Here is a 26,182-nt window from a genome sequence, read left to right on the forward strand (position 1 = left end):
AAAAGCGAGGGTAGTTCATCCGTTACAATGCTTGGGGATTTCCTAGCAAGTTCCCCCTCAAAAGGACTTTATGCTATTCTATCACAAAGACTGACCATCTGCAAGGTAGACTGGCTTAGATAGGATAGCTTGGGGGAGTTTTCTTATTACTTATAAATCGATTCTCTGAAATCATCTGTGCTACGTAGGTAGGCATTGTAGATTTTTTGTTTTAACAAGTGGACCCAACTTGCAGGTGCATGGCTTGTCGTACGGTCAATGTTAGCCACATCTTTCGCCACTGCTTGATCGATGAGTTCTTGCATTTGAGCAGCTGAACGAATTGTAATCTCCTTGCTGCTGTTTGGTACACCAAGTTCATACTGAATAGTGATTGGTTTCAACTGGTCTTGCTTGCGAATACGTTTATTAAACATATCCTTCTTGAAATCAGCCCATGAACCATATTGGTTGGCAAAGACATTTTTCAAGACGAGACTATCAGTGATGAGTCCCACATCTTTTCCGTGCCAATCTGAATAGGTAATGTCCCCATTGCGTTTAGCTTCTTCTGCATATTGGTTGGATATATATGGTAAGAAGCCATCTTGGTAACCTTTTTCTGCCAACAATTCGTAGGCTGTCTTTCTAAACATGATATCACCAGGCGCACCCTTTGGATTGCTGAGGGCAGCATAAATCGGTGAGAACATGCTGATAAGATGATAGCCATTACGAGTATAGTCACTCTTATCACGGTAAGCCCGACGGTTGATGATATCATTGTCAATCAAGGCATCCAGACTAGTTAGTTTGCTTACTTCAGCATCTGTCAGTGGACGAACAGAGTTTCCTGCATGCGTTTGTTTATGGTACTTGTCCTCAATGTAGAAATTCTCTATTTTTCTAAACCATTTTTTCTTGACATCGTTAGACTTAGTTAAAATGGCATTGGCTTCCATAGCGTCCAAGGTATACAAGACATCGTACATACCGTGTACATACTCTTGCAATGCTGCGGCTGATGTGAAGCGACTTGTCGGATCATAAGTATGCAAGCGAGTTGGTGAATTCTTATCCCCTTTATAGAGAGTATTCAAGACAATAGCATCCTTATCTAGACTGTCAGCAGATTGCAACAGTCCTAAGGCATACAACTCTGCTCCCAATCCTTCACGACGACCTTTACCTTCAAAGTAAATATGTCCATCAGAATTATGAACCATTTCATGGGTATAGACTGATGTTCCGTATTTATCCAACAAGCGGTCGCTGACATAGTGGACCTCAGAACCGTTGGCATAGGCCCCGGCTCCTTTACTTTCCCCATACCACTTACCAGTTGGTCCAAAGAAGTTGTAGATAGAATCAATGGCCTTATCAGACAGGGTAGCCCAGTAATAATTACTATTGCTATCTTTCATACCAAAGCCATCTGAAACCATGACTGAGCGGAAGAGTTTCTCTTTGTATTCTGGTGAAAGGAGATGATACCAGATATCATAGTGGTCTCGTTGCCATTCAGCCGACTGGTCGACCTTGCCACGGACATACTGACGCAATTCTTCTCCTGATAAGACTATATTATTGACACGATCACGGTAGCGTTCGTAGCCACCAAAGGCCAAGGTAGAAAGGTTTGAAATCACATAAACATCCTCTTCTGGCAATGTCAATAGCGGTAGGAGCATATTTTTTAATTTCCAACTTGGTGCCGTAATACGGTCATAGACTCCCAGCGTATAGTTACTATCTGGTGTTGCTGACTCTTGTTTGGCACGCACTTCTGGAATCGCTGATTTACTCTCTACGATATAGGCCTTGGTATTTGTCTTCAACCATTCATTATTGGTTTTAGTTGGTAGGAAGAGTTTTCTGTAAGACTCTAGTAAATCAGTCACTGTCTTGCGACCTTTTGCAGCAGCCAGGGTTGTTTCATAGGCAATTGGATTATTTGATGCCTTGAGATTTTCCATACCGCTCTGACCTAGGGCAATGATAGTATCCAAGGTTGAAGCTGTGCTATTGCCATCAAAGTCAAACTTATAGGTATTGAGGTCCTTGGTATTGATGTGATCATAGTTGATATTGTACCAGCGATTGAGGTAGGTCAAACCAAGCAAGAAAGCTTCCTTGTTGTTCTTGATTTTCTCACTGATGTAGGTCGCTACACTATCTCCCATCGTATTGATAGACTTGTCCATGGTTAGCACTTTACGGAGATGTTCGCCGATATTAGCCTTGACTTTTTCAAATTCTTTGTCCAAATACAGCGGATCAAGTGGAGCATCTGCCTCAATGCCCAGAACTCTTCTCATGGCTGCTGAGTCATATTCGACCCCTTGCAAATCTGCTAGGACTTGATTGGTCACTTTCGTATAATCAGATAGAAAGGCCTCTGGCGTAAAGATAAAGGGTTTACCTGCTACGCTGTACTCTGCAATTTGTGTATTTTTGAAGTCTTCTTTGTAGGTGACATCTAGATAACTGATTGTATTGTCAGCAAAATGCAACATAAGCTTATTGATTGCTACTTTATTGGCCTGAATATCTGTGATGATGTCATTGTCCTTCATTGGTACGACATCCAACAGTTCTGTAGTATAAAGCTTATCAGTAGGATCGACTTGATTTCCATAGTGAACCACTAACTCTTTGTTGTAGAAAGGCATCAATTTCTCGATATTGTGATAAGCAACTTTTCGACTAGCTTGGCCTTGGCTTAACTGAGTATAGTCCACACTTCGTTGATTGTCCTTGAGTGTTTGACCTGTATCGTTTAGTGTCACTGTCATCCCATAAGACTGAACCTTTTCTCTGGCCTGGTCTTGGGTAATTGGGGTCGCATAGAGATCGACCTTCTTGTTCTCAACAACAGTGCTAGCATCTTTGATGTCCGCTCCCTTATATTGGTCTCCTGTGATGCCATAACCATCTCCAGTATTAACCATGCTAACGACATGATGGATACGGCCATTTTGCCATGTAGAGCCAGCTATACCTCCGACTCGAGGATAGGTTGTCGTATTGAGGATGGTTCCACTTGCTAGTGCATGAGAGACCAAAGCACCACTTTGAACTTTCCCTACAATACCTCCAGCAAATTGGTCATTGTTGCGGGCATTGCTAGAAATACTTGTATCAACAGCTACCTTATCAATCTTAGCCTTAGTACCAGATAAGAGCCCTGCTATACCTCCCACATAGTAAGGAGAAGCATCCGTATGCTTGGCCTGAATGCTACCTGTAAAGGAACTATTAGTAATTTCTGTATCCTGAGCCTTCGCTACCAAACCTGCAACTGACTTGCTACCTGTCAATTGACCTTCTACAGCTACATTACTAATCTGACTATTAGTAGCTACTTTTGCTAGGCTGGCTGTGTCATCTTGACTCTTAATCGCTACTGCTTTAAGGTCAATATCTTTCACAGTAGCCTTGGTCAAGTTATCAAACAAGGCTGTCTTGAGGTCATAAATCGCAAACGGCTTCCCATCACTCGCACCGATAAGATTACCAGTGAAAGTGCCTGTCACATAGCTGGTTTGTCCCTTTGCTAAGGCCACTTCATCAGCTGTCATATCAGCTCCAAGTTTAAAGGTTCCAGCGAGATTACCTTGCATGGCAGCAATCAGTTTCTTGAAGGAAGTATAGACACCGTCCTTGGCAAGCTTTTGCTTATCAACTGTGAAGCTATAGTTATCCTTGTATGCTGAATCTTTCTCTTGAACCAGTTCATTGAAGGCAACGGTTACCTTGTACTTCCCATCCTCTGTTTCCTTAATAGAGCTAACTGGTAGCAACATTTCTTTCATCTTATCTGATTTGACTTTGACAAAATAAGGTGACAAATCACTTGGTACTTCTGATAAATTCAGATAGCGACGGTAGTGACCATCTTCCTTACCATAGAGCCCCACTTCATCCACATCTTTGATTTCAATTTTCTTATAGTCCAATTGAAAATCTTTCGTTGATACTTCTGTATTTTCCTGATCAGATTGGCCTAGATTATAGGTCAGGTAAGTCTTAATTGTATAAGGAGTATAGTAGTCCAAACCATCAATCGTTTGCTGAACGGATAAATCTTTCAAATCCACTTCTTTAATCAGTGTTCCATTTTGAAAAATTTGGGCCTTGGCCTTAACAAAGGCAGACGTTGGGTCATCTAAGCGGTAGTTGACTGCTACTGCTTTTTTGCTCTCATCTTTAACAATATTGGTGATTTCAACTGTTGGTTTGGTTTTAACAAGACTGCCAACCTTGACAATCTCTTTGGTTGGTGCTACTTCTGTACGTGAGATTTCCTTGCTAGCTTCCACCTTACCATCTACGAGATAATCTTCATACTCGATTGTCCGTAAACCGTCTTTTCCTTTCTGAGCAATTTCTCGATGATTTTTTAAGATAGTCGCATCTTCAATTTCTTCAGTTTCATGAGGAATGGTTTCTGTTACTGTACGATGATTACTTGTCAAAGGCAGTTCAGGAAGAGCCTCTGCTACAGCAGCTTCACCCTCGTGACCCTGCTCTTGTGTGCCTTGAGTACTGATTGGACCTGTATAAGACGGTAATTCTGGTTGAACCAGAGATTCGCCTTCATGACCTGACTCTTGCGTGCCTTTAGTGCTAACGGGTTCTGTATAAGACGGTTGTGCTGGTTGAACTAGAGCCTCGCCCTCATGACCTGACTCTTGTGTACCTTGGGTGCTAACGGGTTCTGTATAAGTCGGTTGAACGGGTTGAACTAGGGCATCGCCCTCATGACCCGACTCTTGTGTGCCTTGGGTGCTAATTGGGGCTGTATAAGACGGTTGTGCTGGTTGAACCAGGGCCTCACCCTCATGACCTGACTCTTGCGTACCTTGGGTACTAATTGGGGCTGTGTACGCTGGTTGCGTTGGTTGAACTAGGGCATCGCCCTCATGACCTGGCTCTTGCGTGCCTTTAGTGCTAACGGGTTCTGTATAAGACGGTTGTGCTGGTTGAACCAGGGCCTCACCCTCATGACCTGACTCTTGTGTACCTTGAGTACTGATTGGGGCTGTGTAGGCCGGTTGCGTTGGTTGAACTAGAGCCTCGCCTTCATGACCTGACTCTTGTGTGCCTTGGGTGCTAACGGGTTCTGTATAAGTCGGTTGAACGGGTTGAACTAGGGCATCGCCCTCATGACCCGGCTCTTGGCTCCCCTTTGCTTGCACTACAGTTTCATTGTTTTTTTGTAGTTGAGGCTCTATAGGAGAAGGTGTTCCTCCTTGTTGTTCCTCTATCGTTAAGCTATCTACATTTTCTAAGTTAGACTTGCTGTCATGCGCCTTCTGTTTATCTGATTGCTTAACAACGTCTACTTTATTTTTCACATATCCAATGTATGTATAACCAGGAATATCAACCGGAGCTGGCAAAGCATCTCCTGCTTGAACAGATAGTTGAGTGTTGTAGGCAGCTAGTGTTTCGCTAGTCAAGGCAAGGACAGTTGGAGACAGCAACTGGCTTCCTAGACTGGTTACTAACAAGAATCGACTAATCTTACTCTTGCCATCACGTCCCTTAAGAACTACTACAACCAATAAACTAAGGCCTACCACTAAGGTAGCAGTTCCTAGAGAAGAGCTAGCTCCTGTGTTGGGTAGTACTTGATTTGCTCGATAAACAAGATAGTAGGTAGCATCTGTTTCTTCCGCTACTTGTGGTAGGGATGTAACTAAGAGAGTCTTCTCTTCATCAGTCAAATCCGACTCTAAAACATAAGTATAATTAACGGCATGAGATTCTTGGGCAGATACAGTCTGTAGGCCAGTTCCCATCAAAAAGAAACACGCAACTGCTACAGATACAAGGCCAACTGCCAATTTTCTCAATGAGAAATTCTGTCTTTTTTCTCCACTAGTTTTGAAATTCATATTCCCCTCTTTTTACATTTTTAAATTAGCATATTAATTTATAGCAAAATATACAACTCTTCCCATTATACATCAACTTTTTAAAAGATTCTAGGGATAGATATGCAAATAAGGGAATAATAAAAGGCATTCCTAAAATTAGATACCTAACTTCTGGAACACCTATCATATTTCTAAATTTTTATTTCACAACAAGCTCATAACGTGTCTTGCTTGTAAAGGTTTGACCGGCTTTGAGAATGACTTGGTCTTTGAGGTCACTGTGAATGGCATCTGGTAAAGCTTGCGCTTCAAGGGCAATCCCATTGTGCTGTACCATTGGCTGACCTCCTATGATGACACTCTCATCCACAAAGTTTGCTGTGTAAACTACAAAGCAAGGAGCTTCTGTCTTGAAAAGCAGGAAGCGACCTGAGTTTTGGTCATAAAGGAATCCAGCATTGTCATGACCTGCAGGAAGAGCGAATGGATGATCCAAACCAGATACCAGCTGGATTTGCTCATCTTCCTCTGCAAAGATATCCTTCAACAAGGCACCATTGTAGATGTGTTTAACCACATCACGATTGGCATCTGGAGTTTTGGCAGGAACACCGTCGGGAGCGATTGGGTAAATGCCCTCTGTATTTAGTTGGAAGACATGGCGGTCAATCGTCTGCGTGAAATCACCAGACAAGTTGAAATAGCTGTGGTTGGTTGGATTGACCAGCGTATCTTGATCGGTTGTCACCTTGTAGCTGATTTCATAGGCACCAGTTTCTTCTAAGTGGTAACTGATCCAAATCTTGAGATTTCCAGGGAACCCTCCTGTCCCATCTGTACGCTCTGTGTAGAGAGTCAAGCCATGGTCGCTCACCTCGACCAATTCAAACAAGCTGGAATCCCAACCAGTTGAACCACTATGGTTACAGTTGCTAGCATTGTTGACTTCAAGGTCATAGGTCTTGCCATTAAGCTCAAAGGTCGCACCTGCAATACGGCCTGCCACAGGACCTACGCTAGCTCCATGCTTGGGACTATTGCCTACATAGCTATCAAAATCATCAAAACCCAAGATAACGTTGGCAAAGTTTCCAGCCTTGTCAGGTGTGACATAGCGCAAGATAGTCGCCCCATAAGTCATAACCTCTAATTGATAACCAGCATCAGTCTCAAAGCAATAAGCTAGGACATCTTGTTCATCAACTCTTCCGAACACACGCTCTGTGTATGCTTTCATTCTCTTCTCCTTTTACTATTTCTCTCAAGCAAACAAACCATAGAAAGCCTACTGACAATCTATGGTTTATCTGATAGTTTACAAATCCTCTTGTCAAGAATTCATAAACACTGTCTTACTTTTGATATTCGTGAATGATAACACCTTGTACCACACGGTTTACGGTACCTGTAGGAGACGGTGTATCTGGTTTGTTTTCTACCTTGAGTGAAGTCAATAGGGCAAAGAGTTGGGCATAAACGATGTAAGGGAAGACACGGTAAATATCATTCAAGACACCGCCACAACCAAAGGCCACTTCTTTGACATTTTCAAGACCAAAAGCTTGATCACTCAAAAGCACAACACGACGAGCAATCTGGTCACCAGCAACTTCACGAACCAAGTCCAAGTCGTACTTGCGAGTGTAGTCTGTTGTTGTACCAAAGACCAAAACAACTGTATTTTCGTTGATAAGAGATTTTGGACCGTGACGGAAGCCGACTGGACTTTCATACATGGTCGCCACTTGGCCAGCTGTCAATTCCAAAATCTTGAGCTGAGCTTCATGAGCAAGCCCAAAGAAAGGACCAGCGCCTAGATAGATGACACGGTTAAAGTCTAGGTCAACCAACTCTTTGACATCTTCTGCATTGTCTAGAATTTTACGGGCAAGACTAGATACAACTTCAAAACGTTCAGCTTTAACAGCAAATTCTGTAGGATCAAAGACCAAGAGAGCTGTCAACATCATAGACGTAAAGCTAGAAGTCATGGCAAATCCAGCATCATTAGAGGCAGCTGGTTGCAAGAGCAAGAGATTGCGGTCATCTCCATGAGCTTGAAGAGCCAATTTACCATCTGCTGCACAAGTAATCGTCACTTGGTAAAGCTCATCTACCAAGGCCTTGGCCAAATCAACAGTCGCCACACTTTCAGGCGAGTTCCCACTACGAGCAAAGGATACAAGGACAGTTGCCACATCTTTTTTCAAATAAGTTTCTGGATTGGCAACGATATCTGTTGTCGCAATAGCATTGAAATTCCATTTGCGTTCGTCATAGACTTCCTTAAAGTAAGGTACCAAGGTATCTCCTACATAAGCAGAAGTCCCCGCACCTGTCAAGATAACCTTGATATAGTTATGTTTATCAGCAATTCCTTGTAGGAAAGCTGCAATTTCTTCACCTTTTGCTTGATAAGATTCAAAAGCTTCTTTCCATACATCAGGCTGTTGGTAGATTTCACGTGTAGTGATTTCTGCACCCAATTCGAGCAAATCTTCTTTTGTATAATGTAGCATTGAGTTCCTCTTTTTCTATTAAATATGGGAATGGGAGTAAGCCCCATTCCCATGTATATTCTATATAAAATGCTCTAACGATTTTCACGTTATCACATCTTATTGAATCGAGTTCCAACTAAAATCTTTGGGAAAAAGATCGATTATCGTCGGAGAATCGCTCCATCCTCCTATCGCCTATTTTCCCTCTGATTTTCACGTTGTCACATCTTATTCATCTTCGTCATCATCGAAGCCAGCTAACAGGTCATTAACTTTCACAATGCTTTCTGCAGCACGGTTCTTATAGTCCGCATCTGCACCTGTAAGGCTCGCATTGATAAATTCAATCACCATTGGAAGATTCATTCCTGCATAAAGTTCGATGTCACGACCTTCCATGATCAAACGACTGACCACGTTACATGGTGTTCCACCGAGAAGATCCGCAAAGACTAGGAAATCATCCAATCCTTCAATAGCAGCTTCAAATTTCGCAGTAAATTCTTCTGGACCATCTTCTGGAAGAAGAGCCACTGCATGAATATTGTCTTGTGGACCCATGATCATTTCAGTGCTACCTTTAAGTTCTTCACAGAAGCGACCATGACTCACCAAAATTAATGATTTAGCCATAAATTATGCGCCCATTCCAAGTACAAATTTACCAAAGGCAGAAAGACCTACTGCAAGAGCGATAATGATACCGATAGCTTTAGTAGAGGTCATACCTTTCTTACCAAGCAACCAGAAGATAAATGCAGTAAAGATTGCTGGAAGTAAGCGTGGGAAGATTGAGTTCAAGATGTCTTGGAAGTCAATCATTTTTTCACCGATTGGCAATTTATAAGAAACTTCAAAGTTGATCATTGTTGCTACAAGAGCACCCATCATGAAGACACCAAGTACAGATGCAGCGTCAATCAAAGCTGTTAAAGTACTTTGCATGTTGTTGATAAGGTTAACCCCTTCTTTGTAGGCAAATTCTAATTGTTTCCAACGGAAAATGTCATACACTACTGCAACTGCGATCCAAAGGAAGATACCCCAAGGTTGGCCAGCGATAGCCATAGTTGCCGCGATAGATCCCATGATAGCAGGTACAAGTGAACCAAAGATTGTATCTCCAAGAGGAGCAAATGGTCCCATCAAACCTGTCTTGATACCGTTAACGGCATCTTTTGAACCTACACCATCTTTTTCTTCCATGGCAAGGTCAAAACCAGCGATAATGGTGTGGAAGAATGGTGAAGTATTGAAGAATTGAGTATGAACTTTCATCATTTCTTTCAATTCAGGAGTTCCATCCCCATACATTTTACGCAATTGAGGCAAGATCATGTAAAGGTAACCAGAAGCTTGCATACGTTCGTAGTTCCAACCTAATTGGAAAGTAAACAAGCTACGTTTATTGATTTGATTAAAATCTTCTTTTGTAAGTTTGTAATTAGAATTCGTCATCTTCGATTTCCCCACTTTCTGATGGTGTAGAAGGTGCTGCTACAGCTACTTTTTGGCTATTTTTGAAGTGAAGCACTGCAAGGAAGATACCCACGATAGAGATACCAATCATAGACAAACCTTTAAAGTTGTTGACAAAAGCAATTTTTTCAGCCACATCTTTAGGTAGAGTACCTACGATACCAGCAACAGCGCCACCAAGACTTGTTACGTTTGAGTAAAGTACAGTCAACATAGCTGTCAAACCGAATCCCATTGCAAGGTAGTGAAGGTTACGTTTAACTGGAAGGTAACGAAGCAAGATTGCAAATCCAAGACCTGGGAGCATACGTCCTGCAAGTGTCAAACCGTCTGCAACCCATTGGTATTGTTTAACCAAGTCTACTACTCCTTGAACAAAGGCACCACCAAAGGCAAGAGCAAAGAAGACTGGAAGGGCACGAGAAAGAGCCCAAGGAAGAGCACCAAGAAGGTAGTTGCGTTCAATTGCTTTATAGTCAAAGCGTTCGATTGCAGCATCAATACGGTGTGCGAAGAAAGTAGTTGTCATACGTCCAAGAACGTCGAAGTATGTCAAAAGTGCTGCTACTGGTACAGCGATTGTTGTAATCGCAAGGTCTGTAGCGATTCCTTGTGAAACTGAGAATGCTGTTGCAAGAACCGCACCAGAAGTTGCGTCGATACGAGAAGCACCACCGAAGGTACCAACCCCAAGAACGAACAGCTGCAAGCTACCACCAATAAACAAACCAGTTGTCACATCTCCCATGATTAAACCAGTAATGAAACCAGCAAATACAGGGGAACCTGCAGATGAAACGATCGTCAACTCATCACAGATTTGATAAGCTGAGTACAAAGTGAGAAGTAAAATTTGCCACCATTGTATCATAACAATGACCTCCTAAAAATTTTTTCCTATTTTAATAAGCTCAAAAAGTCTGAAATTGGATCATTTGGAACCATTTGAGCAGTAAGTTTAACACCTTTTTCTGCCAGTTTGTGGAAGTCTTCCACATCCTTATCCACTACGTTGATAGAACGTGTGATGGCACGAGTTTCTGGTGTTTGAGACATATTCCCAACATTAAGGGTTTCAAGTGGTACACCTGCTTCTACCAAACCAAGGAAACGGTCTGGTTTACGAGCAACGATAAAGAGACGTTGGCTATCGTATTTACCAGCAAGAATATTGGCTGCCGCTTTTTCAATTGGCAAAATACTCAATTTCACACCTGGTGGTGTCGCGAGTTTCAAACCACTCTTTTCAACGTCGTTGTTGACAACTTCGTCATCCACAACCATAATACGTGAAACATTTAGTTTTCCAGCCCAAAGATTGGCTACTTGTCCGTGGATCAAACGTCCATCGATACGGCATCCTACAATTGTCATAAGTTTTCCCCCTTTATGTGTTTTAGTGTAGGTTTACGAGTTAAATAAATCTCTTCTTTATACTCACCTTCTGTTTCAAAGATGATGATGCGGTTGGCACCTTCCTTGAGATAGCTATGAGGAATATAAAGTGAGAGGGTCGGGCCGACGTTCCAAAAACGTCCTAGATTCTGCCCATTGACAAAGGCAACTCCCTTACTAAACTCAGACAAGTCTAGGTAAGTATCCTTTGGCTCTTGGACTGTAAAGTCATAAGCGTAAAAGGCTGGTTGTCCTTCTGTCCATCCTTTTGAAAAATCAATTTTCTCAGGATTGTCTAGAGGAAGTGGATAGTGTTTCCAGTTTAGTAAGAAGTGCAAATCCTTACAAACCCCTGTCCGAATTCCCTTACGTTGCGTATCTGCTAAGAACTTATGTCCATAGTTGACACGCCCCATATTTTCTACCAAGATATCTAACCTAGATAGCGCTTTCTTTTTGCCTTGATAAAAAATATCTTCCCCAATCTCTGTCTGATATTGGGTTTCGACCCACTGACCATCGACATAAAGCTGAGCCCTATCTCGACCGTCAATGATACGAAGTCTTTCTTCTTCTGCATCCCAGTTTGTTTCTGTTCGATAGAGTAGATAGCCATAGCTTTGTCCCAACTCCTCCATCTTTTTAGGATAGAGGCTTTCTACCGGACTTGACAAGCTATCCAAGGTTTCAAACAAGGAAACTTTTTCAACTAGTGGAATAGCATCCAACTCCATACTCTCTTTGTAGAGTGGTTCCAACTGCGGATACTCTGGAAAATGTGTTGCCATCATCTTCTTGACTGCCAGATATTTGGCAGTTGGATTTCCTTCCTCATCTAGAAGGGCATCATAATCATAAGATGTAACTTGTGGTAGGTCCAAAGTCCCTCTAGCCGAGCAACCATTCATGAAGCCAAAGTTTGTACCACCGTGGAACATGTAAAGATTGATGGAGCCTTGTTCCAAAACCTCTCGAACAGCTTCTGCCAATTCTTTGGGATCCCGTGTGATAATCGGTTCCTTCCAACGATTGAACCAGCCATCCCAGAACTCCATACACATGAGTGGCCATTTCTTGCCATGTTCATCAAAGAATTCCTGCATCTGTGAAAAATTGTACGGAGCTTTAGAACCGAAGTTTCCTGTCACAAAGAGGTCATCTTCGATTAAGGTTCCAGCTTTCAGAGTAGCTCTCCATGGACCATCTGATGTAAAGAGAGGACAGGTTACGCCACGCTCTTCCATCAACTGTCGAATTGCTCTCAGATAAGCCTTATCTTCTCCATAAGAACCATACTCATTTTCAACCTGCATCATGAGGATATTGCCACCCTTGTCCAACAAATGTGGAATCAATCGTGACAAGAGCTGGTCATAGTAGCGACCAACAGCTTCAATATAAGCAGGATCTGAGGAACGAAGCCTCATATCTTTGGTTAAAAGCCAAGCTGGTAAGCCACCGAATTCCCACTCCGCACAGATGAAGGGAGAGGGACGAACGATAGCGTAGAGACCCAAATCTTGTGCCGTCTCAAGAAATCGCTTCAAATCCAGAGCTCCTTCAAAGTGAAACTCACCCTCACGAGGCTCGTGTAAATTCCAGGCCACATAAGTCTCTACTGTATTAAAACCAAGAGCCTTCAAGTTATAGAGCGAATGATACCAATCTTCTGGAGGAACCCTAAAATAATGAATGGCGCCAGATAAAATCTTAAATGATTTTCCATCGAGATAAAAATCATCTCGTATCTCAAATCGTGTCATGTTCTTACCTTCTGACAACTAAAGTTTACGCTTTCATTTGTTGATATAGTAAATATATCTCAATATCTTGCATTTGTCAATAGGTTTTCACAATTTTTTTCATTTTTCACTAAATTTTACACAAAAAACTTATAAAAATCTTGTAATCTATAGTCATAACAACATTTTAGCACCATGTATAAAAATGTAGATTTTTCTATTTATTCCTAGGTAAATTAACCTTATAGCCTATTATTCTAATTTTTTTATTCAAAAGGCTACTATTCTTTCCAGTTTTATGGTAAAATCTTTAACGGAGAAGGAAAATCGAGGTGAAAATATGGCAATTCCAAAGTATCAATATATTAAAGATGAGTTAAAGAACAAAATCATTTCTGGTCAATTCGCCAGTGGAGATAAATTCTACACTGAAGCTGAATTGATTGCAATGTATGATGTGAGTTCTATCACAGTTGTCCGCGCCTTAAACGACCTTGCCAAGGATGGCTATATTGTCCGTCAACAAGGAAAGGGTACATTCGTTTCACGCGCACGCAAACACAAACTCGTAGAGTTTTCAGATGTAGAAGTTTTTGAAACTAAAGATGATAAAGTTACCGTCCTTTCTATTGAGCGTGGAAACAAACTAAGCTACTTAGAAAAACTTGGACTACGCGGAGATCAGTTCTACTACAAGATTGAACGCGTACGCGAAACAGGTGGTGTTGTTTACATCTACCATACATCTTACATCCCAGAACAATACATCAACGCAAATTATCCAAATCTTGAATATTATAGCTCTATCTATAACCGTTTCAAATTGGATTACCACATTCACATGAATGATGAACATTTTGAAGAAATCAATGAAATAGCATTTCCAACTCCAGAACATGCGGCTTCGGTCCTCGGAGTCGATGAACAATTCCCAACCGTTTTACAAACCAAGACTACTAAACTAGAGTCTACTGGTCAAGTTCTCGCATACAGCGAAACATATAAACGAGCGGATTACTACAAAATCAAATTCATTTCATGTGACCGTGATCACTAAGAAGAAAGCCTGAGCCTAAGCGCTTGGGCTTTTTCTATGTTTATTATACCACACCAAAAAGGTAGCGCTTACCTATTTTGGGAAGATTCTATAATTTGTGGAATATTTTATAGAAATAGAACCAAAAAATTATACTAGATATATATATGTATCTTTCCGACCAATCTGAAATCTTAAGCTTAAATTTTATATTTTTTTATACTTATTATAGTTTTTTGTCATCTCCTCTTGACTCTCGTTAATATAAGAAATAAAATAAAGGTGTTGATTTATGTAAACGCTATCAATATAACAATGCAATCAGGAGGTTTTGCAATGAAACATGAAAAACAACAGCGTTTTTCTATTCGTAAATACGCTGTAGGAGCAGCTTCTGTTCTAATTGGATTCGCCTTCCAAGCACAGGCTGTTGCAGCCGATGGAGTTACTTCTACTACTACAGAAAACCAACCGACCATCCATACGGTTTCTGATTCCCCTCAATCATCCGAAAATCGGACTGAGGAAACACCTAAAGCAGAGCTTCAACCAGAAGCTCCAAAAACTGTAGAAACAGAAATTCCAGCTACTGATAAGGTAGCTAGTCTTCCAAAAACAGAAGAAAAACCACAAGAGGAAGTTAGTTCAACTCCTAGTGATAAAGAAGAAGTGGTAACTCCAACTTCTGCTGAAAAAGAAACTGCTAATAAAAAGGCAGAAGAAGCTAGCCCTAAGAAAGAGGCTGATTCTAAAGAGTCAAATACAGACAAGACTGACAAGGATAAACCAGCTGAAAAAGATGCTAAAAAAGATGAAGCGAAAGCAGAGGCTGACAAACCGGCAACAGAGGCAGGAAAGGAACGTGCTGCAACTGTAAATGAAAAACTAGCGAAAAAGAAAATTGTTTCTATTGATGCTGGACGTAAATATTTCTCACCAGAACAACTCAAGGAAATCATTGACAAAGCGAAACATTATGGCTACACTGATTTACACCTATTAGTCGGAAATGATGGACTCCGCTTCATGTTGGACGATATGAGCATCACAGCTAACGGCAAGACCTATGCCAGTGACGATGTCAAACGTGCCATTGAAAAAGGTACGAATGATTATTACAACGATCCAAACGGCAATCACTTAACAGAAAGTCAAATGACAGATCTGATTAACTATGCCAAAGATAAAGGCATCGGTCTCATTCCGACAGTAAATAGTCCTGGTCACATGGATGCGATCCTCAATGCCATGAAAGAATTGGGAATACAAAATCCTAACTTTAGCTATTTTGGGAAGGAATCAGCTCGTACTGTCGATCTTGACAACGAACAAGCAGTCGCTTTTACAAAAGCCCTTATCGATAAATATGCTGCTTATTTCGCGAAAAAGACTGAAATCTTCAACATCGGACTTGATGAATATGCCAATGATGCAACAAACGCTAAAGGTTGGAGCGTTCTTCAAGCTGATAAATACTATCCAAACGAAGGCTACCCTGTAAAAGGATATGAAAAATTTATTGCCTACGCCAATGACCTAGCTCGTATTGTAAAATCGCACGGTCTCAAACCAATGGCCTTCAACGATGGAATCTACTACAATAGCGATACAAGCTTTGGTACTTTTGACAAAGATATCATCGTTTCAATGTGGACTGGTGGATGGGGAGGTTACGACGTCGCTTCTTCTAAACTTCTAGTAGAAAAAGGTCACCAAATCCTAAACACTAACGATGCTTGGTACTACGTTCTTGGACGAAACGCTGATGGCCAAGGCTGGTACAATCTCGATCAGGGGCTCAATGGTATTAAAAACACACCAATCACTTCTGTACCAAAAACAGAAGGAGCTGATATCCCAATCATCGGTGGTATGGTAGCTGCTTGGGCTGACACTCCATCTGCACGTTATTCACCATCACGCCTCTTCAAACTCATGCGTCAATTCGCAAATTCTAACGCTGAATACTTCGCAGCTGATTATGAGTCTGCAGAAAAAGCACTTAACGAGGTACCAAAAGACCTTAACCGTTATACTGCAGAAAGCGTCGCGGCCGTAAAAGAAGCTGAAAAAGCTATTCGCTCTCTCGATAGCAACCTCAGCCGTGCCCAACAAGACACGATTGACCAAGCAATTGCAAAACTTCAAGAAGCAGTCAGCAATTTGACCTTCACACCAGAAGCTCAAAAAGAAGAAGATGCTAAACGTGAGGTTGAAAAACTTGCCAAAAACAAGGTAATCTCAATCGATGCTGGACGCAAATACTTTACTCTGGACCAGCTCAAACGCATCGTAGATAAGGCCAGTGAACTCGGATATTCTGATGTTCATCTCCTTCTAGGAAATGACGGACTTCGCTTCCTACTCGATGATATGACCATTACTGCCAACGGAAAAACCTATGCTAGTGATGACGTTAAAAAAGCTATTATCGAAGGAACTAAAGCTTACTACGACGATCCAAACGGTACTGCACTAACACAGGCAGAAGTGACAGAGCTTGCTAAATACGCTAAGGAAAAAGGTATTGGTCTGATTCCAGCTATTAATAGCCCAGGGCATATGGATGCTATGCTGGTTGCCATGGAAAAATTGGGTATTAAAAATCCTCAAGCCAACTTTGACAAGGTCTCCAAAACAACCATGGACCTTGAAAACGAAGAGGCCATGAACTTTGTCAAAGCACTTATTGGCAAGTACATGGACTTCTTTGCAGGCAAGACTAAGATCTTTAACTATGGTACAGACGAATATGCCAATGATGCCACCAACGCGCAAGGCTGGTATTATCTAAAATACTACAATCTCTATGGCAAGTTTGCTGAGTACTCTAACACCCTTGCTGCCATGGCCAAAGAAAGAGGTCTTCAACCAATGGCCTTCAACGATGGCTTCTACTATGAAGACAAGGACGATGTTCAGTTTGATAAGGATGTCATCATATCTTACTGGTCTAAAGGATGGTGGGGTTACAACCTTGCAACTCCTCAGTACCTGGCAAGTAAAGGATACAAACTCCTCAACACCAATGGAGACTGGTATTATGTTCTAGGCAATCATAAACCAGACGAAGCTTATCCACTATCAAAAGCTGTTGAAAATTCTGGTAAAGTTCCATTCAATCAACTTGCTTCTACTAAGTATCCCGAAGTAGACCTTCCAACAGTCGGCAGTATGCTTGCTATCTGGGCAGACAAACCAAGCGCAGAGTACAAGGAAGAAGAAATCTTTGAACTCATGACTGCCTTTGCAGACCACAACAAAGACTACTTCCTTGCTAATTATAATGCTCTCCGCGAAGAATTAGCTAAAATTCCTACAAACTTAGAAGGATATAGTAAAGAAAGTCTTGAGGCCCTTGACGCAGCTAAAACAGCTCTAAATTACAACCTCAACCGTAATAAACAAGCTGAGCTTGACATACTTGTAGCCAACCTAAAAGCTGCTCGCTTAGGTCTTAAACCAGCTGCAACTCACTCAGGAAGCCTGGATGAAAATGAAGTGGCTGCCAATGTTGAAACCAGTCCAGAACTCATCACAAGAACTGAAGAAATTCCATTTGAAGTTATCAAGAAAGAAAATCCTAACCTCCCAGCTGGTCAGGAAAATATTATCACAGCAGGAGTCAAAGGTGAACGAACTCATTACATCTCTGTACTCACTGAAAATGGAAAAACAACAGAAACAGTCCTTGATAGCCAGGTAACCAAAGAAGTTGTAAACCAAGTGGTTGAAGTCGGCGCTCCTGTAACTCATAAGGGTGATGAAAGTGGTCTTGCACCAACTACTGAGGTAAAACCTAAACTGGATATCCAAGAAGAAGAAATTCCATTTACCACAGTAACTCGTGAAAATCCACTCTTACTCAAAGGAAAAACACAAGTCATTACTAAGGGCGTCAATGGACATCGTAGTAACTTCTACTCTGTGAGCACTGTTGATGGCAAGGAAGTGAAAACACTTGTAGATAGTCTTGTAACCAAAGAAGCAGTTACTCAAATTGTTGAAGTCGGAACCCTTGTAACACATGTAGGTGATGAACATGATCTTGCTCCAGTTGCAGAAACAAAACCTAGACTGGATATCCAAGAAGAAGAAATTCCATTTACCACAGTGACTCGTGAAAATCCACTCTTGCTCAAAGGAAAAACACAAGTCATTACTAAAGGTGTCAACGGTCGCCGTACAAACTTCTACTCTGTGAGCACTGTCGATGGCAAGGAAGTGAAAACTCTTGTAAATAGTGTCGTAGCACAGGAAGCTGTTACTCAAATAGTCGAAGTCGGAACTCTGGTAACACATGTAGGCGATGAAAACGGACAAGCCGCTATTGCTGAAGAAAAACCAAAACTAGAAATCTCAAGCCAACCAGCTCCATCAACTGCTCCTGCTGAGGAAAGCAAAGCTCTTCCTCAAGGTCCAGCTCCTGTGGCAACAGAGAAAAAACTTCCTGAAACAGGAAGTCACGATTCTGCAGGACTAGTAGTCGCAGGACTCATGGCCTCACTAGCAGCCTATGGACTCACTAAAAGAAAAGAAGACTAAGTCTTTTCGATAAAAAATAAACAGCGAGATTGAAGCTCGCTGTTTATTTTTTAATTAATCACCCAGTCCAAGACGGTCAAAGATATCGTCCACTCGTTTAGTGTAATAAAGAGGGTTGAAGATTTCATCGATTTCTTCTTGTGTGAGACGTGATGTTACTTCTGGATCTGCTTCAAGTAGTGGTTTGAAGTCCACTTGATTATCCCAAGAGTAGGCTGTTTTTGGTTGCACCAAGTCATAGGCTTGCTCACGAGTCATCCCTTTTTCAATCAAAGTCAACATAGCACGCTGGCTAAAGATAAGACCAAAAGTAGAGTTCATGTTGCGGATCATGTTTTCTGGGAAGACGGTCAAGTTCTTGACGATATTTCCGAAACGGTTAAGCATGTAGTCTATCAAAATGGTCGTGTCTGGTGTTATAATGCGTTCAGCTGATGAGTGAGAGATGTCGCGTTCGTGCCAGAGAGCGACATTCTCATAGGCCGTAATCATGTGACCACGGATAACACGCGCAAGACCCGTCATGTTCTCAGAACCGATTGGGTTGCGTTTATGAGGCATTGCTGAAGATCCTTTTTGACCTTTGGCAAAGAATTCTTCTACTTCGCGTTGCTCAGATTTTTGTAGACCACGGATTTCAGTCGCCATGCGTTCGATTGAAGTTGCGATGCTAGCAAGAACTGCAAAGTACTCAGCGTGAAGGTCACGAGGAAGCACCTGTGTAGAGATTTCTTGAGCACGGATACCCAATTTGTCGCAGACGTATTGCTCTACAAATGGTGGAATGTTGGCAAAGTTCCCAACCGCACCAGAGATTTTACCAGCTTCCACACCAGCAGCCGCATGCTCGAAGCGCTCGATGTTGCGCTTCATTTCGCTGTACCAAGTCGCCAATTTAAGACCAAAGGTTGTAGGCTCAGCGTGCACACCGTGGGTACGCCCCATCATGATAGTGAATTTGTGTTCTTTCGCTTTGTCAGCGATGATGTTGGTGAAGTTTTCAAGGTCACGCCGGATGATGTCGTTGGCTTGCTTGTAGAGGTAACCGTAGGCAGTATCTACCACGTCAGTAGATGTCAAACCATAGTGAACCCACTTGCGCTCTTCACCAAGCGTCTCAGAAACCGCACGCGTGAAAGCCACCACATCGTGACGAGTCTCTTGCTCAATCTCCAAAATACGGTCGATGTCAAAGTCCGCCTTCTCGCGAATCAAAGCCACATCTTCCTTAGGGATTTCCCCCAACTCAGCCCATGCCTCGTCAGCCAAGATTTCCACCTCAAGCCAAGCACGGTATTTATTTTCTTCACTCCAAATTGCCGCCATCTCAGGGCGTGAATAACGGTTTAGCATGTTTATTTTTCTCCTTCATCAAAATTGTAAATCTTTGTTTTGGCAATTTCTACATCAACTTTAAAGTTTTTATCTGGGGTACAAATTTCTAATTGATTGTTTCCATCATTAATAGCATTATATAAATCAATACTTCCTTGGACTATCAATACTCCCTCAAGTGTTGATTTTGCTTCAATTCTATCTCCAATAGTAATAAAATTGTAGTCATCTTTCTTCAATCCTGTTACCGACATGGGGATTGCGGTCCCAAAACGCTGAAGATCTTGTAAATGACTATCCTCAGAAGCAAAATGAGCTAAACTTAAACCGCTCTCTCTAAACTTAAATCTATTTGCCATAGTAACTACAAAGTTTCCATTAATAATAACTCTGTTTAATGAAATCGGGGTATAACTCAGATTATCGATTTTTAGATATACTAATAGGTAAACCATAGGTATTTGAGACCATAGGCTTTGATCTTGCTCACGATCCAAATAAAGTTTATTAGGCAATGCACCCTCTGAAAGAGGGGTAGGTCTAAAAATTAATTGCGTTACTTTCAATTTTGTACTATTTCTTCTAAATGATAGAAAACTTACTGCTAGACTAATCCCAGAAAATAATAATGCAAGTGCTGAAATTCCAATTGTTATAAAATCTTTTATTTGGAAGTCCCAAATTGTATTACCGACAGCAGTTAATAATGTCGCCATTTTAATTTTCCTCCTAAAAATCCTCTTTCCCAATCGCCACAGAGGGATAATGTGCCAACTGGTTCAAGTCCGTATCTTGTGGTAAATCATAGATGGCAAGATAGTCATTCGGAAACTGTTTTGTCAATTCAGCCAATTTATCATAAACAGCTTGCTCGTCTGCTGACGCAAATACGACTTCAACGACGGCTTTTTCTTTGTCAGCTTGGACATAGGCATGAACAATGATTTTAATCATAGGCAACTCCTAAAAATCAATCCCTTTCCAGCAGTAGTTGACTGACTCCTCTTGCCGATGTTTCGTCTGCGACAAGCCTAGTCAACTTTGCAGGGGTAAGACAACGGACCTTATAACTGGGGTCCTGTCTTACTCCCCAAACTCCTCAACCTTATCCGGTTCATCACTAAACAAAGTCACATGTCCCATCTTGCGGTTGTGCTTCGCTTCTATTTTACCATACATATGGAGGTGGGCGCTTGGATTTTCTGTGACATAGTTTTCAGCGGCCTCGACGTGTTGACCTAGGACATTGAGCATAACTGCTGGTGCATGTAGTTTGATAGCTGGCAATGGTGCTCCCAGAACGCCCAAGATATGGGTATCAAACTGGGAGAAGTCACAGGCTTCGATTGAGTAGTGTCCTGAGTTATGTGGGCGTGGGGCGATTTCATTTACAATGATGTCATCAGCCGTCGCAAACATTTCCACGCAAAGCGTTCCAGATAAGTTAAGTTGTTCAGCAATTCGCACAGCCATGGCTTTGGCTTTTTCAGCTAGACTTTCTGAAATGCGAGCTGGCACGATGGTCTTAGACAGGATGTTGTTGCGGTGAATATTTTCCTGAACTGGAAAAACCGTCACGTCCTTGCCATTTCCTGACACAATAACAGAAATTTCAAGGTCAAAATTGACAAATTCTTCCAAAACGCAGTCGGCTGAATCTGCTAGTACATAGGCTTCTTCCAAGTCTGCTTCTGAACGAATGACCTTTTGCCCATGCCCATCGTAGCCACCTGTCGCAGTCTTGAGAACATAGTTTTTCGACAAGTTGATATCTGCTAAGTCTTGGCTTGAAGTCACAACCTTGTAGGGTGCTACAGTGACTTGAGCCTTGTTTGAAAGAAAGTCCTTTTCAAAAATGCGATTTTGGGAAATGCGGAGCAGATCTGTCCCTTGAGGGAGTTGTCCATCCTTGATGACCGCATCCAAACCATCGGCGTCGACATTTTCAAACTCATAGGTTAGGACATCGCAACGCTCAGCCAACTGACGGAGGGCATCTACATCGTTATAAGGAGCCACGATAATTTCCGCCACGCGAGAGGCTGGGCAATCAGCCGCAGGATCCAGTGCGATAACCTTGTGCCCCATGTAGATAGCAGAAATGGCCATCATCTGACCCAGCTGGCCACCACCGATAATTCCGATTGTTTTAGATGAGCTCATTTGTAGACTCCTCTGCGATTTTTCCTTGCTCTTCTGTGAAATCTGCCAATGCTGTCGCGATAGCCTGATCTTCTACTGAAAGAAGACGGAGGGCGAAGAGGGCAGCATTAGTCGCACCAGCTTCCCCGATAGCCATAGTCGCAACCGGTACGCCACCCGGCATCTGAACGATAGAGTAGAGCGAATCCACGCCACTAAGGGCACGCGATTTGACCGGTACCCCAATGACAGGAAGGGTTGTTTTCGCTGCGACCATACCTGGCAAATGGGCTGCGCCACCTGCACCTGCGATGATGACCTTGATGCCACGGCTACGAGCCTCCTCCGCATGTCTGAACATGAGGTCTGGTGTACGGTGGGCAGAAACAACTTTCTTTTCGTAGGCTACACCGAAGCGGTCTAGGACTTCTGCTGTTTTTTGCATGGTTGCCCAGTCGGATTTTGAACCCATGATGATGGAAATAATTGGTTTAGTCATAATTTTCCTTTTTCTTCTTTTTTAATAATGGTCTTAGGTGGTGGGGACGGAAGCAAACCTTCGGTTTCATTCCTAAACTTTGAGCCTAAGGTCTCAAAGTTTCCCCGACCAGAACAGATACTGTTCTGGTCTTTTCACCACGGCGACCATTATCTTACTTTGGCTCGCTTTTGCTCGCCATTGACAAATTTAGTATCTGTTAATCTTTTATAGCCTTGCTTCCGATATCGGTTCGGTAAAAGAAGCCTTCTGTTTTTTGTTGGGAGAGTTCTTGGTAGATGGTTTCTTGGGCTTCTTTGACGGTGGTTGCTGTGGTAACCAGCATATAAACACGGCCACCGTTTGACAGCAGTGCTCTGCTATTTTCCGCAAACTTAGCCCCTGCATAATAGGTGATAATGTCGCCTTCTGTCTTGGCTGGCAACTTGACACCTTTTTCATAGTCTAGCGGATAACCATTGGATGCGACAACCACACCCAGAGTCACACCCTTGTCCGTCCAGGTGATGTTTGGCTCCTTGCTATCCAGAATATCTGTGATATTTTGGGCAAAATCAGAGGTCAGACGAGGCAAGATAATCTGAGTTTCTGGATCTCCGAAGCGAGCATTAAACTCGATGACCTTAGGTCCATCAGCTGTCAAGATAAGCCCTGCGTAAAGAACTCCCAGATATGGACGCCCTTCTTGGATCATGCCCTCTAGGACTAGCTTGACAATAGTCTCCACCGCTGTATCAACTACACTCTGTGGCAAGTGAGGAACTGGTGCATAGGCACCCATACCTCCCGTGTTAGGACCCTTATCGCCATCGTAGGCACGTTTGTGGTCCTGAGCCGTTGGCATGATGTAGAACTTGTCACCATTGACAAAGGCAAAGAGAGAGAACTCCTCCCCGTCAAGGAATTCCTCGATAACCACACGCGCACCTGAATCACCGAATTTATTGTCTAAGAGCATCTCGTGAGCGGCTTCTACTGCTTGCTCAACCGTCTCGGCAACGACGACACCCTTCCCAAGTGCCAAACCATCTGCCTTAACGACGATAGGAGCGTCTTTCTCCTCGATATAAGCCTTGGCTTCCTCAAAATCTGAAAATGTGCCGTAGGCTGCTGTCGGAACGTCGTATTTGACCATGATTTCCTTGGCAAAATCCTTGGACCACTCCAGCTCTGCTGCCAATCTTGTCGGACCAAAGGCTTTGAGCCCAGCTTTGTTAAAATCATCCACAATCCCAGCCGCAAGAGCGTCATCTGGCCCGATAAAGGACCAAGCGATATCATTGGCTTTTGCAAACTCAATCAATTTAGAATGTTCGGAAATAGAGATATTTACCAATTCCAAACCATCCAGAGTCATCCCATCATTCCCAGGAGCAACAAAAACCTTTTCTACTTCTTTTGACTCAAGCAATTTCTTAGCAATCGCATGTTCACGACCACCCGAACCGACAACTAACAGCTTCATTCCTCAACCTCTTTTGCGAATTATTTACTAATATTATACCACAAACGTTCGTTTTAATCTTGTTTCACTCCGCATTTTTACGCAAAAAAGGAAAGAAACTGTTTTCTTCCCTTTAACGTTCTTAATGTCTAAAATGTCTCACTCCTGTGAAGACCATAGTCAAGCCGTATTTGTCAGCAGCTTCAATTGATTCCTGATCACGGACAGACCCACCTGGCTGGATGATGGCCTTGATACCTGCTTTGGCGATTTCTTCCACGTTATCCGCAAATGGGAAGAAGGCATCAGAAGCAAGCACAGCGCCGTCCAGACGGTCTTTAGCTTGGTCAATGGCAATACGGACTGAAGCCACACGATTGGTTTGACCTGGGCCAACACCAAGTGTCATATGGTCGTTGGTCACGATGATACCGTTTGATTTGACATACTTGATAGCCTTCCAAGCAAACTCAAGAGCTGTCGCTTCTGTCTCAGTTGGTTGGCGTTTGGTCACCACTTGCCAGTCAGCTGGGCTTTCCTTGACCACGTCTTGGTTTTGCACCAGAAGTCCACCTACTACGCCTGTGTATTCTGCTTCCACTTCGCTAGCCTCTTGAGCATCAAATGGCAAGGAAAGGATACGCAAGTTTTTCTTTTTATTGGTCAAAATGGCTAGCGCCTCATCGGTATAGCTTGGTGCGATAATGATTTCAAGGAAAACGCCGTGCATCTTCTCAGCTGTCGCAGCATCCACCTCACGGTTGAGAACGACGATACCACCAAAGATAGAAACTGGGTCAGACTCATAAGCGTAGTCCCAAGCTGTTTCGATATCATCAGCTTGACCAATTCCACATGGGTTCATGTGTTTGAGAGCCACAACGGTTGGACGGTCTTTAAAATCACGGATGATACGAATGGCCGCATCAGCGTCACGGATATTATTAAATGACAATTCTTTCCCGTTGAGCTGTTTCGCTGAAGCAATCGAGTAGTCAGTCGGCAAGGCTTTTTGGTAGAAGTCCGCGTCTTGTTGAGGGTTCTCACCGTAACGCATAGCTTGTTTGAGGTCATAGGTCAAAGTGAGCTTTTCAGGTTTGCTTTCCCCCACTTGAGCTGTGAAATACTCTGCAATCAAGGCGTCATAAGCCGCTGTATGACGGAAAACCTTGGCTGCCAAACGTTGGCGAGTTTCATAAGTCGTTTCACCATTGGCTAACAACTCGTCCAAAACCACAGCGTAGTCAGCAGGATCTACCACAACTGTAACACTGGCATGATTTTTCGCTGCTGAACGAAGCATAGATGGCCCGCCGATATCGATATTCTCCACCGCATCAGCGTAAATCACGTCTGGTTTGAGGATGGTTTCCTTAAATGGGTAAAGGTTTACCACAACAAGATCAATGAGCTCAATCTGGTTCTCCTTAGCTGCTTCCAAGTGACTATCCAAGTCACGACGAGCCAAAAGTCCCCCGTGGATATTTGGATGAAGGGTCTTGACACGGCCATCCATCATCTCTGGAAAACCAGTCACATCATCGATGGCAATGGTCTTCACCCCAGCATTATCAAGGGCAACCTTGGTCCCACCTGTCGAGATAATCTCCCAACCAAGTTTTTTGAGTTCTTGGGCAAATTCAACAATGCCCGCTTTATCTGAGACGCTGATTAAAGCTTTTTTCGTCATTCTATTCCTCTTTCTTTAGGTCCAAGCGCATAGCGACTTCGTTATTTTCTTCTATAAATCCTGTTTCCTGAAAACCCAAACTAGTCAACAGGTGCTTCATTTTTTCATTTCCAACCACATAATCTGCGATAATATGATTGCAAGTGCTATCCATCTGAGCCTTTTTGATCAGAACTTCCACAGCTTTTCGTCCATAACCTCTTCCTTGGTACTGTTGGCCAATCATTATCCGCCAGATAAAGTATTCCGCTTCATCCTTGTCTATTTCCAGCAGGAGAAAGCCAACCACTTGCTTATCCCAATAGATCGCCATCGGAAACACATCTTCGTTTTTCCGGTAGAGCCATGCATCAGCTAAAGAGCGTACATTTGGAGCCACGAAACGTGCTCGTTTATCAGCTTCAGATATTTTCAAATCCAGCACTGCCTGAAAACTGCTCTCATCTACTAATTTCAGTTCAATCATTTTTTCTCCCAGCAAGATTGCGCAATCAAAACTTGACTTCGATC

18 protein-coding genes are annotated in these 26,182 nt (G+C 42.6%); 2 read left to right on the forward strand and 16 right to left on the reverse strand.

Translation table 11 applies throughout. The features are described 5' to 3' along the window. Positions 1-146 precede the first annotated feature (146 nt). The 8 genes from B7697_RS04380 to B7697_RS04415 all read right to left on the reverse strand — a co-directional run bounded on the left by B7697_RS04380 (position 147) and on the right by B7697_RS04415 (position 13,002). Positions 147-5,882 (reverse strand): ZmpA/ZmpB/ZmpC family metallo-endopeptidase, encoded by a 5,736-nt coding sequence (locus B7697_RS04380; RefSeq protein ID WP_084950524.1) that lies wholly within the window; start codon positions 5,880-5,882, stop codon positions 147-149. Positions 5,883-6,063: 181 nt separating this feature from the next. Next, positions 6,064-7,101, reverse strand: coding sequence for an aldose epimerase family protein (locus tag B7697_RS04385; protein ID WP_020903319.1), 1,038 nt, complete (start codon positions 7,099-7,101; stop codon positions 6,064-6,066). Positions 7,102-7,216: 115 nt separating this feature from the next. Next, positions 7,217-8,383, reverse strand: a complete 1,167-nt coding sequence (locus B7697_RS04390; RefSeq protein ID WP_084950526.1) for an SIS domain-containing protein — start codon at positions 8,381-8,383, stop codon at positions 7,217-7,219. A gap of 210 nt (positions 8,384-8,593) precedes the next feature. Continuing rightward, the gene (locus B7697_RS04395) at positions 8,594-8,998 is read right to left on the reverse strand and encodes a PTS sugar transporter subunit IIA (RefSeq protein ID WP_020903318.1); all 405 of its coding nucleotides are present in this window, start codon (positions 8,996-8,998) and stop codon (positions 8,594-8,596) included. A gap of 3 nt (positions 8,999-9,001) precedes the next feature. Next, positions 9,002-9,823, reverse strand: coding sequence for a PTS system mannose/fructose/sorbose family transporter subunit IID (locus B7697_RS04400; protein WP_084950527.1), 822 nt, complete (start codon positions 9,821-9,823; stop codon positions 9,002-9,004). After that, the gene (locus B7697_RS04405; RefSeq protein WP_084950529.1) at positions 9,810-10,715 is read right to left on the reverse strand and encodes a PTS mannose/fructose/sorbose/N-acetylgalactosamine transporter subunit IIC; all 906 of its coding nucleotides are present in this window, start codon (positions 10,713-10,715) and stop codon (positions 9,810-9,812) included. Before B7697_RS04405 ends, B7697_RS04400 begins: the two co-directional genes overlap by 14 nt. Before the next feature lie 26 nt (positions 10,716-10,741). Then, positions 10,742-11,218 (reverse strand): PTS sugar transporter subunit IIB, encoded by a 477-nt coding sequence (locus B7697_RS04410; RefSeq protein WP_000156970.1) that lies wholly within the window; start codon positions 11,216-11,218, stop codon positions 10,742-10,744. Then, positions 11,215-13,002 (reverse strand): glycoside hydrolase family 35 protein, encoded by a 1,788-nt coding sequence (locus tag B7697_RS04415; protein WP_084950531.1) that lies wholly within the window; start codon positions 13,000-13,002, stop codon positions 11,215-11,217. Before B7697_RS04415 ends, B7697_RS04410 begins: the two co-directional genes overlap by 4 nt. A 319-nt stretch (positions 13,003-13,321) precedes the next feature. Here B7697_RS04415 and B7697_RS04420 point away from each other — a divergent pair, with 319 nt between their 5' ends. Beyond that, positions 13,322-14,038, forward strand: coding sequence for a GntR family transcriptional regulator (locus tag B7697_RS04420; protein ID WP_031237756.1), 717 nt, complete (start codon positions 13,322-13,324; stop codon positions 14,036-14,038). 315 nt (positions 14,039-14,353) lie between these two features. After that, positions 14,354-18,562 carry an LPXTG-anchored beta-N-acetylhexosaminidase StrH gene (gene strH / locus B7697_RS04425; RefSeq protein ID WP_084950561.1) on the forward strand — a complete coding sequence of 1,403 codons (4,209 nt, stop codon included), beginning with the start codon at positions 14,354-14,356 and terminating at the stop codon, positions 18,560-18,562. A gap of 54 nt (positions 18,563-18,616) precedes the next feature. Here strH and purB read toward each other — a convergent pair whose 3' ends face one another. From purB to B7697_RS04465, 8 genes are all read right to left on the reverse strand, one after another. Continuing rightward, positions 18,617-19,915 carry an adenylosuccinate lyase gene (purB, locus tag B7697_RS04430; RefSeq protein WP_084950532.1) on the reverse strand — a complete coding sequence of 433 codons (1,299 nt, stop codon included), beginning with the start codon at positions 19,913-19,915 and terminating at the stop codon, positions 18,617-18,619. A 2-nt stretch (positions 19,916-19,917) separates the two neighbouring features. Beyond that, positions 19,918-20,613 carry a hypothetical protein gene (locus B7697_RS04435; protein WP_020902267.1) on the reverse strand — a complete coding sequence of 232 codons (696 nt, stop codon included), beginning with the start codon at positions 20,611-20,613 and terminating at the stop codon, positions 19,918-19,920. Between the two features lie 13 nt (positions 20,614-20,626). After that, a complete protein-coding gene (locus B7697_RS04440; RefSeq protein WP_020902266.1) occupies positions 20,627-20,851 on the reverse strand; it encodes a hypothetical protein in 225 nt (74 codons plus the stop codon). Positions 20,852-20,980: 129 nt separating this feature from the next. After that, positions 20,981-22,060 carry a 5-(carboxyamino)imidazole ribonucleotide synthase gene (purK, locus tag B7697_RS04445; RefSeq protein ID WP_084950534.1) on the reverse strand — a complete coding sequence of 360 codons (1,080 nt, stop codon included), beginning with the start codon at positions 22,058-22,060 and terminating at the stop codon, positions 20,981-20,983. After that, the gene (gene purE, locus B7697_RS04450) at positions 22,047-22,538 is read right to left on the reverse strand and encodes a 5-(carboxyamino)imidazole ribonucleotide mutase (RefSeq protein ID WP_084950535.1); all 492 of its coding nucleotides are present in this window, start codon (positions 22,536-22,538) and stop codon (positions 22,047-22,049) included. Before purE ends, purK begins: the two co-directional genes overlap by 14 nt. A 199-nt stretch (positions 22,539-22,737) precedes the next feature. Next, a complete protein-coding gene (purD, locus tag B7697_RS04455; RefSeq protein ID WP_084950537.1) occupies positions 22,738-24,003 on the reverse strand; it encodes a phosphoribosylamine--glycine ligase in 1,266 nt (421 codons plus the stop codon). A gap of 121 nt (positions 24,004-24,124) precedes the next feature. Then, the gene (gene purH, locus B7697_RS04460) at positions 24,125-25,672 is read right to left on the reverse strand and encodes a bifunctional phosphoribosylaminoimidazolecarboxamide formyltransferase/IMP cyclohydrolase (protein WP_084950539.1); all 1,548 of its coding nucleotides are present in this window, start codon (positions 25,670-25,672) and stop codon (positions 24,125-24,127) included. A 1-nt stretch (position 25,673) separates the two neighbouring features. Continuing rightward, on the reverse strand, positions 25,674-26,138 hold the full coding sequence (locus B7697_RS04465; protein WP_031237093.1) for a GNAT family N-acetyltransferase: 465 nt from the start codon (positions 26,136-26,138) through the stop codon (positions 25,674-25,676). Between the last annotated feature and the right edge of the window lie 44 nt (positions 26,139-26,182).

Source organism: Streptococcus mitis (genome assembly GCF_002096895.1).
Classification (GTDB): Bacteria; Bacillota; Bacilli; order Lactobacillales; family Streptococcaceae; genus Streptococcus; species Streptococcus mitis_AH.

Excerpts from the sequence above, each read along its gene's own strand:
- B7697_RS04380 (WP_084950524.1), bottom strand. The coding sequence starts at position 5,882 with ATGAATTTCAAAACTAGTGGAGAAAAAAGACAGAATTTCTCATTGAGA.
- B7697_RS04385 (WP_020903319.1), bottom strand. The coding sequence starts at position 7,101 with ATGAAAGCATACACAGAGCGTGTGTTCGGAAGAGTTGATGAACAAGAT.
- B7697_RS04390 (WP_084950526.1), bottom strand. The coding sequence starts at position 8,383 with ATGCTACATTATACAAAAGAAGATTTGCTCGAATTGGGTGCAGAAATC.
- B7697_RS04395 (WP_020903318.1), bottom strand. The coding sequence starts at position 8,998 with ATGGCTAAATCATTAATTTTGGTGAGTCATGGTCGCTTCTGTGAAGAA.
- B7697_RS04400 (WP_084950527.1), bottom strand. The coding sequence starts at position 9,823 with ATGACGAATTCTAATTACAAACTTACAAAAGAAGATTTTAATCAAATC.
- B7697_RS04405 (WP_084950529.1), bottom strand. The coding sequence starts at position 10,715 with ATGATACAATGGTGGCAAATTTTACTTCTCACTTTGTACTCAGCTTAT.
- B7697_RS04410 (WP_000156970.1), bottom strand. The coding sequence starts at position 11,218 with ATGACAATTGTAGGATGCCGTATCGATGGACGTTTGATCCACGGACAA.
- B7697_RS04415 (WP_084950531.1), bottom strand. The coding sequence starts at position 13,002 with ATGACACGATTTGAGATACGAGATGATTTTTATCTCGATGGAAAATCA.
- B7697_RS04420 (WP_031237756.1), top strand. The coding sequence starts at position 13,322 with ATGGCAATTCCAAAGTATCAATATATTAAAGATGAGTTAAAGAACAAA.
- strH (WP_084950561.1), top strand. The coding sequence starts at position 14,354 with ATGAAACATGAAAAACAACAGCGTTTTTCTATTCGTAAATACGCTGTA.
- purB (WP_084950532.1), bottom strand. The coding sequence starts at position 19,915 with ATGCTAAACCGTTATTCACGCCCTGAGATGGCGGCAATTTGGAGTGAA.
- B7697_RS04435 (WP_020902267.1), bottom strand. The coding sequence starts at position 20,613 with ATGGCGACATTATTAACTGCTGTCGGTAATACAATTTGGGACTTCCAA.
- B7697_RS04440 (WP_020902266.1), bottom strand. The coding sequence starts at position 20,851 with ATGATTAAAATCATTGTTCATGCCTATGTCCAAGCTGACAAAGAAAAA.
- purK (WP_084950534.1), bottom strand. The coding sequence starts at position 22,060 with ATGAGCTCATCTAAAACAATCGGAATTATCGGTGGTGGCCAGCTGGGT.
- purE (WP_084950535.1), bottom strand. The coding sequence starts at position 22,538 with ATGACTAAACCAATTATTTCCATCATCATGGGTTCAAAATCCGACTGG.
- purD (WP_084950537.1), bottom strand. The coding sequence starts at position 24,003 with ATGAAGCTGTTAGTTGTCGGTTCGGGTGGTCGTGAACATGCGATTGCT.
- purH (WP_084950539.1), bottom strand. The coding sequence starts at position 25,672 with ATGACGAAAAAAGCTTTAATCAGCGTCTCAGATAAAGCGGGCATTGTT.
- B7697_RS04465 (WP_031237093.1), bottom strand. The coding sequence starts at position 26,138 with ATGATTGAACTGAAATTAGTAGATGAGAGCAGTTTTCAGGCAGTGCTG.